The organism is Bacteroides sp. HF-4919, assembly GCF_018860125.1.
This window is the reverse complement of the sequence record NZ_JAHKNF010000001.1, coordinates 713,334-725,955: the sequence shown is the minus strand read 5'-3', so window position 1 is coordinate 725,955 and position 12,622 is coordinate 713,334. Positions and strand designations below refer to the sequence as shown.

Here is a 12,622-nt window from a genome sequence, read left to right as displayed (position 1 = left end):
ATGGATATAATTCCGGTTATCGCTGATTCTGCGTTAACCGGAATTTTATTTGGAGGGGAGTCGGGCTTTTCTACGTGAGATTAAATTTTATTCTTGTATATTGTTCCTCCCTTCATAATCATTGCGAAATTTCTTTCCGGATCGCCCAGTAGTGTAATGTCTTTCAGTACATCTCCATCCACCAGGATTAAATCGGCCCAGGCTCCTTCTTCTATACTGCCTAACTTTCCTGGATAGGGGTTTCTTGCACCGGATAAGGCCAGTAACTCCGCATTATCATGTGTCACCATTTTAAGAATTTCAAAATTGCTGAACCATTTCTGTAATTTGAGGATACCTTGATTCTGATTTTTCGTATTGGCCGGATTGAATAGTAAATCTGTTCCCCATGCCAACTTGACCTTATATTTCTTTGCCAGTTGATATGTCTGGTCTGTACCCTGAACTACTAAAGCATGTTTCTCCTGCTGTTCTTTCGTAGGGAACTGATTATCTCCCAAAGTGAAAGGCTGCATACTGAGCCATATCTCTTTCTCCGCAATCAGTTCCATAGTCGCCTCATCAATCAGATGTCCGTGCTCAATACTTTTTACTCCCGCATGGATAGCTCGTTGAATAGCTCTGGGCACATAGACATGCACCATTACATAGGTTCCCGCATCTTCTGCCGCTTTGACAGCAGCATGAATTTCTTCTTCAAAAAACTGTGTGTCTTCCAACCGATCGTATAGAGAAGCAACTCCGCCGCCTGTCATCAACTTGATCTGGCTGGCTCCCAAGCGGAGATTGTTGCGTGCGGCAACAGTTACGGCATCCACTCCATCGGCAATAATGGCAGCACCTATCTCTTCCGTATGCGTTAATCCGCAACAATCGAATGGACGCGGTTCGTCATACACCGCTCTGAAATCTCCATGTCCTCCTGTCTGAGAGATAAGGGAACCGCTTGGATAGATACGTGGTCCGGAAAGAATACCTTCATCAATGGCCCGTTTTAGTCCGAAGACCGGACCACCGGCATCCCTGATGGTCGTAAATCCGCGTAGTAGCGTGGCCTCTGCTTCCTGTCCGGCTTTGAATTGTGTATAAGCGGTGTCAGCAGTCAGCAGATCCATCATTGTATTGCATGACATATAAGCATGCCAGTGTGCATCGATTAGTCCGGGCATCAGGAATTTTCCCTTTCCGTCTATGATAGTGGGATTACTAATTCCGTCTGTAGGGATCGGAGTTTCTGAAATGGCTTTAATCCGGCTGTTTTCTATCAGTACATTTCCCTGGATAGTCTGCTCGTGGCTGCCATCGAATATTTGAACGTTATTGATTAAAATACTTTTATCCATGATACATCGTGAATGGGTGAATACTGGTGGTATAACCCGTGAGGGAAGGTATTGGTTTACTTACCGGGATGATAAACTTCGTTAACCGGGAAATACTGCGTCTGTATTCTAAAAAACTTTACTAAATATGGAGTGCCCTTCTGTCTGATGATTTTGATTACTCTATATGCTGTTTTATGTCTTGTCATTATTAAAATAGAATATTTTTCTTGTCCGGAATAATTAAAATGACCTAATTAGAAAGTTCTAATAACTTTCCACATTGTACTATTTACAGTACTTTCATGCATAGATTACTTCTTTTTGATAGACTGTACATTAACCTTAATTGCTGTTGATTTGAACCTATTCTTTTTGCTGTACGTTCTCTTTTTATAGACGAAGTAATTGAACCCGTCACATTTCAGCCGGTAAATGTGGCATATTGTCTCACTATTAAACACATATGGATATGAAAACTTTATTCATTTTTCTATTTGTTTTGCTTGCATTCTACTCCTGCGATACGGACGAACCGATCAGTGCAGAGGATTTATCGGCTGCAACCGTTATGAATATGGATGATGTCGATGTAGCTTCCCGTCCGGGAAACTACTTAATCTGGCTCAATGGAACGAGTGCGGAAACAAAGAAAGTTGCAGTTCGACTGCAAACCGTGAACCATTACGACAAGATGATATCTTTTAATGATCTACCCGGTACAGATAAGCTGGCAACGTTGGAATCTATGGCAAAAGATACATTGAACGACCTGACAATTGTGGGCAATGTCGCTGACTTTTTAGCAGGTACTTATAATTTTGAAATGATACAGGATATCCGTCACAATCGTCAGGGAGTGATTTTAATAGCCAAAGATGGTAAGGAGGAAGATTTGAAGGAACAGATGCTGAAACTTTTCGGACTTTATGTAGATAAAGGGTATTATAAAGTTAGCTTCCCGCGCGAGCAGCGTTATGCTTATTATGACACAAATGATCCGGACGCTTTGAAGAAACTCTGTGGCACGAATGGTCTTAACCCCCATACCCGTAGTATGCTTTCTTCTCCCGGTCCAACGGATGATCCTTCTGCCCCTGAAGTTACCGAACGGGCTTTGCATGCTATGAAGAAAATTTATATCAGTAACCGGTTCTATGTTTATACCAGTGATTACAAGTATCATATGACTGGATATGAAACGTTGTTACCTTATACTGCTGAAACAAGGAATTATGCTCCAAGGGAAGATAAAAGGTATGATGGGATGGTTGACAGAGAATGGACTATTGACGCTTATAATTTACGTATTTATGCGCCAACCAATGGAGATAATATGCTTGCTGTTTACAGTTCGGGTGGCAACGGATTTTCTAACAGGCTCGATAATTCATTGGTATCTTTGAATAATCCACCCATGTATGAACTCTGGGCACTGATATGGGGATTACGGAATAATGCTTATACAAAGATTAATATCCGTGACGACGAACAGTCTCAATTAGATCTCAAATTGGTTGATTTTGCACCAGGACTGCCGCAAACCGAGAGTACCATTGAACATGCGTATGAAAAGAGTGTAGGGTTTGATTTGGGAGCGAGTCCTGTTTTAAAGGGTGAGTATCGTTGGGGAAAGTCTATCATCTATCAGCTGGCGGAAATGACCCGTGAAGTGACCCGTACTATTACCGATGCTGAGATGGATTATTGCTGGAAATGGTATCCTGAAATCCTTTTCAAGGGGAATAAAGCAATGAAAGCAGATGGTATGATCGATGGGGTTGCCATGATTTCGCCCGCATGGTATGATATTCTCTACAACCATGTGGCGGGAACCCCAGGCACGGATAATGTTTTTTGCGATTATAACAATGACTTGCAGTTTAACCAGAATTTGCTCAATTACAATCAGGAGTGTGCTATTACTGCTCGTACAACCGGCGCGTCGGCGGGTGTTGTAGCCATTGAAATAACTGACGGAATGGTGTTACAGCGCGGAGGAGCCTGGTTCACGAGTTGGGGAGCCGCAGTGATTCATCCTTTGCCAAGTAGTGCCGGCACTGCTTATGATGCCACAGTAGATGTGCATAAAACAACTACGGTGTGGATTGACTATAATAACTGGTAAAACGAACCATTAAAAAAAGATTATTATGAAAACAAAAATGATATATGTGCTACTTCTGTTCTCAAGCATTCTTTTAGGGGCATGTGTTAGGGATATTATCGATGATGTTCCGGTGCCTGATGAAGATAATGAGATCGATAAGAAAGATGTAGTCTTGGTACGCATGGGAACTGATGATGCGGAAGTGAAAGATATTACTTCCCGTTTGTTCAACAACATTCCCACTTCCTGGGAAATAGGGAAAAAGACAATTGTGGACTATGATAAGATGACAAATCCTGAGACAGAACTCGATGCCGATATCAAGAATCCGGATATCTATGTGACGGTTATCCTGAATATCAAAGATGTTGTTTCCGGTAAATATCCGGTCTCTCTGTTCCGCATGCTGAAGTTCTATAAGAGAGATTTCTATGTTATTGCCACTCAGGATACTCCGGAACAAAAGAACGAAATGCTTTCATTAATAGGAGTTTATATGGAGCCGGGTTATTATGCCATTAATTATGATAATGTGCAGCATTACCGAATCTTTCCTTCTGCCGATCCATATGCCAAAAACAATATGATTGGTAAGGGAGCGGCCTCTTTCAACCAGCAACTGTTGACCCGTTCTGCGGATATTTTGCCCAAAGGTACCGATCCGGATCCTGCATATAATGCACAAATGGCAGATAAGGAGGCTTTGAAGCGGATAGAAATTTATAACCGTATCTACGGTTATGCTCAGGGGGATATGAACTATTCCATGCAGGCGGTTCCTTATAAGATGAAAGAGGGGGCAGCACCCGATGTGATTATAGATAACTCCTGGGCGATAGATGCCTATAACTTCCAGATATACAGTAAGAACAACAATTGTATATTGAGTATAACGAACGACGCGGGAAATGGTTTCACTGCTAATATCAAAGACTATACAACGCCCAAAGGAGCCAATGTCTATGCTTACATCTGGAACCTGATGCGGGAAGCCTCCAGTGAGATCACTGTCCATTCGGATGGGGGTATTTTCCGGGAAATCAGTTATCAGCCGCAAACGGTGAATCATGGAACCAACTATACAGAGAATTCTTTTTGGAAAGTATCTGTATCCGTATCACCTGCTGAACTGGAAGAAAAACCTTGGAAGGCTTTCAAAGTATCGTTTGGCAAGGAATCGTCTACTGAAATATCTTATAAAACATTGTCGATGGATTACTCTTGTAAAGGACAATATGGCAATGGGCTATACAGTAAACTCTGGCAGTTTATTCCCGGAGAGTTTTATGATAGAGCAGAAGCCTTTGTTTACGAAACGAGCGAGGGGTTGCGGTGGATTGATGCTGCGCAGGCAATGACTCCCAATTATGTAACATGGGGGGGCTGGACTCTTCGCCAGAACTATCTGGCTCACATCAACAATAGTATGAAGCTCCATCGGCAGCAGTGTATTTATTCTCTGGAAGCTGATGCGCAACCCGGAGTTGTTTCTGTTGCCATTACCGATGCTATCAATTTGCAAAAGACTTATGTGCATTATAACTGTGGTATTCGCTATGGACACGATTCGGCTAAAACGGATCTCAAAATGTCGAAGATGGTTTGGATTGATTTCAGGCAGTGGGACAATTGAAACATCTAATTAATACGGAAAAAGTTATGCGAAATCTCTGTTACAATACGGATATGTGTAGCCCTTATATGCCTTATTCAGATGAGAAGTGAAGTGTTTCAGTCGGTCGCCATCTCCCCGGAAAGGAGGTGGCGACATTGTCTGTAAATGTTGCTTTTTTAAATCTTTGTTAATTGCTTGGGTGAGCCATGCCAGGAACACCCCAAGCAATATACTTCCGTAAAGTCGAATCCCTCAGTTGAGGCTTCCGGATATTTGGGGACTACTGTTCCATTTTGGGTGATGTATACTAATAACCGCTCTCCTTGGCTGTTTTTTACGTACATACCAGCGATTTTGCACTGGGGACAGAGTAATTTCTTCATATTACTAAAAATGGATTCTTTGGTAAAATGTTATTTTATAATTGTTTTTATCTGTATGCCTATAAATCGGATGACATTCTACAAGCTCTTTAAATCTCAGCTCTCTGCAAATATGAATAGCAGATTTAGTAAAACTACTTCTATCTAATTATTTTGAGAAGAGATATTCCTATTCTTTGGTGGTCTGCCAAAGATTTCTCTGTGGTCTGCCATCACTTATTGATCGCATTTCAACAGGGCTTGCCTATAAATAATTTTTCTATTTGGAATATCATAAATCTCGGTGACCGAACCCTTCTTTTTACCCTGTTCTGATATATATTTATCCAGCGCAGGATATACTTTGATAAAACCAATAAATATGGAAAGCCCGTTTTTGAGTGGAAGTTCAGCTGTTGCATAGTCTTCTGACGGTAGAACTTTTATTTTGTACATGCATTCGTTGATAGACAAACGGTTAGTGTCTTTAGACTCAATGATGCAACCGATTTCCGAACGTAGCTTATCCTTGGCTATTTCTTTCGGATTATCATAAAAGATACCTATGCCTCTGTTGGCTTCTATTTTAAGTTTGTGCAACAAGTAATAATAGATCTTGTTGGTTATTGCTTTAGTCTGTTTATAGTCGCCTGTTACTTCTTGGTAGACAATAGTTTCTCCACCGGACTTTTGGGTACTTACTTTAATCTCGGAGAATCCGCCCAAGTAAGCATAGAGCCCCAGCAATAATACTAAAAGGATTATGATTAACATCAACAGTGTCATTTCTTCTTTTTATTAATGATAATGTTATGACCATTTTTAATGGATGCTGCAAAAGTACATATTTCCTTCTTATGTTTATGGTAAAAAAGCGACTTGTTACTTTTGTTCTCCTTCTTCATATGAAAGATACAGGATTAACTTAAAACTAAGCTCTATCCTTTTTTGTTGTTAATAGTAGGAATAACTTAAAAATTATACGATTATGAAATATGATATAGCTATCATTGGCGGGGGACCCGCTGGATATACCGCTGCCGAGCGGGCAGGAGCAAACGGATTACGTGCCGTTTTGTTTGAGAAAAAAGCAATGGGTGGCGTGTGTCTCAATGAAGGATGTATTCCTACGAAGGCATTACTCTATTCTGCCAAGATACTTGATAGCATCAAGAGTGCCCCGAAATATGGTGTCTCTGTAGATAGTGCTCCCACATTTGATATGGAAAAAATGATTAACCGGAAAAATAAGACGGTACAGAAACTGACGGGTGGGGTAAGAATGACGGTGAACTCTTACGGAGTGACCATTATAGATAAAGAAGCGGTGATAGAAGGTGAGGGTGAAAATGGCTTCCGCATCTATTGTGACGGAGATGTTTACGAGGCGACCTATCTGATGGTTTGTACAGGATCGGATACAGTGATTCCTCCTATAAAGGGGCTTTCGGATATAGATTACTGGACTTCGCGTGAAGCATTGGACAGTACCGTTCTTCCCTCTTCACTTGCCATTATCGGTGGGGGAGTAATCGGAATGGAATTTGCTTCATTCTTTAATAGTATGGGCGTCAGGGTACGGGTTATCGAGATGATGCCGGAAATTCTCGGAGTAATGGATAAAGAAACGAGTGCCATGTTGCGTGGCGACTATACAAAGAAAGGTATAAACTTCTATTTGAATACAAAAGTAACAGAAGTGAGTGATAAAGGGGTGACAGTGGAGAAGGATGGAAAGAGCTCGTTTATTGAAGCTGACCGGATATTGGTAAGTGTAGGTCGGAAAGCTAATATCACTCAGGTAGGATTGGATAAACTGAATATCGAATTACACCGGAACGGTGTAGTAGTGGATGAACATATGTTGACCTCTCATCCACGTGTATATGCTTGTGGTGATATTACCGGTTATTCACTGTTGGCACATACCGCTATCCGTGAGGCAGAGGTGGCTGTTAACCATATTTTGGGTATAGATGATCCAATGAATTATAATTGTGTTCCCGGTGTGGTTTATACTAATCCTGAACTTGCCGGCGTTGGTAAAACAGAGGAAGAATTGATGGCTAAGGGTATTTATTATCGGGTACAGAAGCTTCCAATGATTTATTCGGGACGTTTTGTTGCCGAGAATGAATTAGGTAACGGACTCTGCAAACTGATTATCGATCATAATGATCGAATTATCGGTTGTCACATGCTGGGTAATCCGGCTTCGGAAATTATTGTCGTGGCGGGCATTGCTATCCAACGGGGCTATACGGTCGATGAATTCAGAAAGAGTGTTTTTCCACACCCGACAGTCGGTGAGATTTATCATGAAACACTGTTTGCCTGATGCGTTTCATCAACAGTTTTTCAACGGATGCCGGTTTTAACTTGGCTGCTGAGGAGTATTTGCTGAAACAGGGTACGGAAGATGTATTCATGCTTTGGCAAAGTGCTCCTTCCATAATTATCGGTAAGCATCAACGGATGGAAGCGGAAGTGAATTTAACGGCAGCAGGTGAAAAGCAGATCCCTGTATTCCGCCGTTTTTCCGGTGGTGGCGCAGTATATCACGATCTGGGTAATATCAATCTTACATTTATTGAGACTACCCGCCTGGCACGTTTTGAGACTTATCTGGAGAAAACGATTACAATGCTGAGTGCTGCCGGAGTGGCAGCGACGGGTGATGAACGGTTGGGTATTTATGTCAGTGGGCGAAAGGTTTCGGGCAGTGCGCAATGCGTACATCGCAATCGTGCGATGTATCATTGCACATTGCTGTATGATACGGATTTGAAACTGCTGAATACACTGCTTGCCGTAGCCCCGTCAGAGGAAAATATCAGATTACATCCTTCTGTACGTTCGGTCCGTAGTGAGGTGACGAATCTGAAAGAGTATTTTTATCCGGCTATACCTACAGATAGGTTCCGGAATTGGATTTTCAGATATTTTGCAGAGACATCGGTCTCCGAGGGATTCAACAAGGCAGAACAAACAGTCATTAAAGAGTTGCGTAGGAACAAATACAATGCACTTGATGAATAATCATAGGATGGCCTGCAATATGATGTTAATCAAGATATTCGTGTAAAGTCTTTAGCAGAAGTTCCTTGTTTACCGGTTTTACGATATATGCGTTACAACCGGCTTCAAGTGCTGCTTCTTTGTCCGAGTTGAATGCATGTGCTGTTAAGGCGATAATGGGTAGGCTTTCATTTGTTCTTCTTATCCTTCGTGTAGCTTCCAGCCCATCGAGATGTGGCATTTTCATATCCATTAATATCAGGTCAAACTGTTCTGCCTTTGCTTTTTCTACAGCTTCGATTCCGTCCATTGCCCGATGGAGGCTATAGTTGGTGTGTTTTAATAAGGCGGTTATCAGCCGGTAGTTGCTATCGATATCTTCAGCTACTAATATTTTCTTTGGCTGGGGATCTGTCAGATCATTGAATCCGGCTGATGGTTTCTGTATAGCTCTGGATGAAGAGTCGGAGTCCGAAACTTCGATAATGTCAGTCTCTTTTGTGTCAGGTTCGCAGAACTCACATGGAATCCATGACCAGAAAGTAGATCCTACACCTTCTTTTGTCTCAAAACCTAATCGTCCACCACAGGCTTCGGTAATTGCCTTACAAATAGAAAGACCTAATCCTGTACCTTGTGCAAATTCGTCTAATTTCTCAAAGCGGTGATACACACGGGGTTTATTCTCTTCCGAAATGCCAATACCTGTATCTGACACATAGAAGCGGAGCCCTCCGTCACAACGTTCATATCCCATGCGGATAGTTCCTTTGGGAGTATATTTGATTGCATTCGTCGTGTAATTCAGCACCACTTGTGCCATTCGTTTGCTATCTAATTGTACGATACAGTGTTCGTATGGATTTTCGCAGATTAGTTTCACGTCCGGATTTGTCATTCGTTGTTGTGCCGAGTGATATAGCTCATTGAAGTAGATTGCCAAGTCGAGTTTATCTATCTTCCGGTCTACAAATCCGGCTTCAATTTTCGATAAGTCAAGTATGTCGTTAATCAAGCGCAACAGCAAGTCCGTATTTGTAGTGATAATCCGGTTAAATTCCATTTTTTCTTCTTGACTTTCAGTATTCATCAGCAAGCTTGAGAAGCCGACTATGGCATTGAGCGGTGTCCGTATTTCGTGGCTGATATTTGCCAGGAATGCCGATTTTAATTTGTCCGATTGTTCTGCACGTTCTTTGGCTTCACTTAGTTCTGAGATCAGGCGTTCGCGTTCCGAAACATCGTTAAGCCGGAGCACTACACCTTCTACCTTATCATGGCTGTTAAAAATAGGTGTAGCGTAGGATTCTATCAGCCGGTTATTCAAATTGAGGACATGTCGTTCTGTTTGCCGGGAAAGTATTGCTTTTTGCATTACACAATCTTCGCAGGGAGTATTGCGACCGTATGTGGATTGATAGCAGAATGTTCCTTTCTTATAAGCTTCGTTTGAGATGCTGGTGGAGCAGGTGCCCAGGTTAGTCCATTGTACTATATGGTCAGTTGAGATATAAACCAGGCCGGAATTACTGTTATTGAGTATCAGTTCGTTCTGTTGATTGGCTTTCAGGAGCGCGTCATTCAGTTTTTTCCATGACGAGATGTTACGACGGAAGCCAGTATAAACCAATATTTTTCCATTTTCATCTTTCAGAAAGGGAGTACCGCTTATGATACAGTCCTGCCAGTCGGGATCGTATGCTGTTTTCACCCGTATGGGGATCTCATAAGAAAAATCCTTTCCTTCATCCATTGCATTGATATATTCGCGGACATTGGCAAGGTCTTCGAGATGATGCATTGCGCTAATATATTCTTCGGTTGGCATCAATGCATCATTGTTATAATTGGTCACCGGATCGTTATAGGATGAAAACAAACGACTCCGGTTGTCATATCGCCAGAGTACCAGATTTGAAGCCTGTATAGCTTCATGAGATAGCCGGATGCTTTCTTCCAGTTGCTTTGCTTGTTCATACTCTTTGGTAATGTCATTCATGATAAAAACGTAATTCTGCATTTTACCATAAGAGTCGAATACCGGTGTACCGTTACAGCTGATACGTTTTATTTCATTACTGCGGTTAGTGTTGTAGAAACCTGTATTATTCACGATAGAGAAATCATAAGGAAAGTCTATTTGTATTTTCTTCTGGTGCTGAAAAGCTTCTTTCACAGCCAGTGGAATGACGGGGTTTTTCATGATTGGTATGGAGCCAAGTAACTCTTTTTTATCGGTTACTCCGAAGATTTTGCAACTACGTTCATTCAATCCTATCAGAACTCCTTCTTTGGAATATACTTCTACACCAACAGGAAGATCACCTAAAATCGCTTCGGTACGTAGGTTTTGCAGTTTTAGTGTTTCGTAAGCATCTTGCAGTGCGTTTGCCGTACTTCGTCGGTGCCTTGACATCTGGATCAGAATGACTGATAAGATAATGACGGCACAAGATGTCAGGAGAAGCAGAAGAGTTAATAAATATGTCATATCCTTGTTACTGATTTTAGTGAAAAACGTTACAGTTTAAAAACAAGTATACAAAAATACGTAATTTTTCATTAAAGCAGTATCTTGGAAACGCTTTTTTGAGCAGTACAACCTATTATTTTTGAATTTCACTTTAAAATATTCCAAAATGTTCGCTAAGAACATTTTTGTATAATCGCCCGGTGATTTTCAGGGGGAGTGATGGGTGCTTTATCAGTTACTTGGCAATCTTCTTTTTTCAAGCTATTACTTAAAAAAAACACTAACTTAAAACATTCTTTTTCAAAATCTTGTTCTACTTAAACAAGTGAAAGAATAAATAATTGTATGTATGGCAAGATTCGAAATAAAAATGCCCAAACTGGGCGAAAGTATTACCGAAGGAACCATTCTGTCATGGTCGGTACAAGTGGGCGACAGGATCAATGAAGATGATGTGCTTTTTGAAGTAAACACCGCTAAGGTGAGTGCGGAGATCCCTTCTCCCGTTTCCGGAAAGGTGGTGGAGATATTGTTTAAAGAAGGTGATACTGTGCCCGTGGGCACTGTAGTTGCTATTGTAGATATGGATGGAGAAGACTCCGTAGAAACATCGGAAACTGAAGGTTCCGCAGAAGGTACATCTGTTTCCGAAGCGGCGGAAGCTTCAAGTGCCGCGTCTGCTCCGAATGTGAAAGCGGAAACTACTGTCTCGAAAGTAGAACGTTGGTACTCACCGGCAGTGCTCCAACTGGCACGGGAGGCAAAGATTCCCCAGGAAGAACTGGATGCGATCCCCGGGACAGGTTATGAAGGACGGTTAAGTAAAAAAGATATCCGTCATTATATTGAAATGAAAAAAGGTGCTCCGGTTGCCGATGCCCCTGTTGCGGTGTCTTCAGCGGTTAAGGTAAACACTCCTGCTTCTTCACCTGCGACTCCGGTTGCTGCTGAAATGCCAAAGAAACCTGTAGCTGTGGCTTCCCAGTCCCTCAGCCCCTCTGTTTCGGACGCATCGGTAGAGGTGAAAGAGATGGATCGTGTTCGTCGCATTATCGCCGACCATATGGTGATGTCGAAGAAAGTTTCTCCGCATGTGACCAACGTAGTTGAAGTCGATGTCACCCGGTTGGTTCGCTGGCGTGAAAAGAATAAGGATGTCTTCTTCCGTCGTGAAGGGGTGAAACTGACTTATATGCCTGCTATTGCTGAGGCTACGGCACAGGCATTGGCTGCCTATCCGCAAGTGAATGTGTCTGTGGATGGATATAACATTCTGTATAAGAAACATATTAATGTCGGCATTGCGGTTTCTCAGGATGACGGAAACCTGATTGTCCCTGTGATTCACGACGCTGATCGCCTGAATCTTAACGGACTTGCCGTAGCTATCGATTCGTTGGCGAAAAAGGCCCGGGTGAATAAGCTGATGCCCGATGATATTGACGGAGGTACGTTTACAATTACCAATTTCGGCACTTTTAAGATGTTGTTCGGTACGCCGATCATTAACCAGCCGCAGGTAGCAATACTTGGCGTGGGAGTTATCGAAAAAAAGCCGGCCGTAGTGGAGACTCCCGAAGGCGATGTGATTGCCATTCGTCATAAGATGTACTTGTCGCTCTCTTACGATCATCGGGTGGTGGATGGTTCGTTGGGAGGTAACTTCCTGCATTTCATTGCCGATTATCTGGAGAACTGGAAAGAGTGACTGCTGTGTGAAAC

General features: G+C 42.1%; 8 protein-coding genes and 2 pseudogenes. 6 read left to right on the top strand and 4 right to left on the bottom strand.

Going from position 1 to position 12,622, the window contains the following annotated elements:
• Positions 1–80 precede the first annotated feature (80 nt).
• On the bottom strand, positions 81–1,343 hold the full coding sequence (locus tag KO473_RS03145; RefSeq protein WP_005776399.1) for an amidohydrolase family protein: 1,263 nt from the start codon (positions 1,341–1,343) through the stop codon (positions 81–83).
• A gap of 451 nt (positions 1,344–1,794) precedes the next feature.
• Here KO473_RS03145 and KO473_RS03140 point away from each other — a divergent pair, with 451 nt between their 5' ends.
• Together KO473_RS03140 and KO473_RS03135 are read left to right on the top strand one after the other, a co-directional pair.
• Positions 1,795–3,450, top strand: a complete 1,656-nt coding sequence (locus KO473_RS03140) for a hypothetical protein (RefSeq protein ID WP_005809109.1) — start codon at positions 1,795–1,797, stop codon at positions 3,448–3,450.
• Between the two features lie 25 nt (positions 3,451–3,475).
• Complete coding sequence (locus tag KO473_RS03135) at positions 3,476–5,065, top strand: hypothetical protein (protein ID WP_005819268.1); 1,590 nt, start codon at positions 3,476–3,478, stop codon at positions 5,063–5,065.
• Positions 5,066–5,223: 158 nt separating this feature from the next.
• On the opposite strand, the gene KO473_RS03130 is transcribed toward KO473_RS03135, so the two are convergent.
• Together KO473_RS03130 and KO473_RS03125 are read right to left on the bottom strand one after the other, a co-directional pair.
• Positions 5,224–5,430 (bottom strand): hypothetical protein, encoded by a 207-nt coding sequence (locus KO473_RS03130; RefSeq protein ID WP_005809105.1) that lies wholly within the window; start codon positions 5,428–5,430, stop codon positions 5,224–5,226.
• Positions 5,431–5,646: 216 nt separating this feature from the next.
• Positions 5,647–6,183, bottom strand: a complete 537-nt coding sequence (locus KO473_RS03125; RefSeq protein WP_227559354.1) for a hypothetical protein — start codon at positions 6,181–6,183, stop codon at positions 5,647–5,649.
• A 214-nt stretch (positions 6,184–6,397) separates the two neighbouring features.
• Between KO473_RS03125 and lpdA the strand changes: the two genes are divergently transcribed.
• Positions 6,398–7,747: a dihydrolipoyl dehydrogenase gene (lpdA, locus tag KO473_RS03120; RefSeq protein ID WP_005819271.1), complete on the top strand. Its 1,350-nt coding sequence runs from the start codon at positions 6,398–6,400 to the stop codon at positions 7,745–7,747.
• The gene (locus KO473_RS03115) at positions 7,747–8,448 is read left to right on the top strand and encodes a lipoate--protein ligase family protein (RefSeq protein WP_005819272.1); all 702 of its coding nucleotides are present in this window, start codon (positions 7,747–7,749) and stop codon (positions 8,446–8,448) included. The genes lpdA and KO473_RS03115 overlap by 1 nt, the downstream gene beginning before the upstream one ends.
• 25 nt (positions 8,449–8,473) lie before the next feature.
• Here the strand turns inward: KO473_RS03115 and KO473_RS03110 are convergent, their stop codons facing one another.
• Entirely contained in the window at positions 8,474–10,918 is a 2,445-nt protein-coding gene (locus KO473_RS03110; protein WP_005819275.1) for a PAS domain-containing hybrid sensor histidine kinase/response regulator, read from the bottom strand.
• Between the two features lie 331 nt (positions 10,919–11,249).
• On the opposite strand from KO473_RS03110, the pseudogene KO473_RS23755 reads away from it, so the two are divergent.
• A pseudogene (locus KO473_RS23755) lies at positions 11,250–11,417 on the top strand (biotin/lipoyl-containing protein); the annotation flags it as partial.
• 198 nt (positions 11,418–11,615) lie between these two features.
• Positions 11,616–12,608, top strand: a pseudogene (locus tag KO473_RS03105) (dihydrolipoamide acetyltransferase family protein); the annotation flags it as partial.
• Positions 12,609–12,622 lie beyond the last annotated feature (14 nt).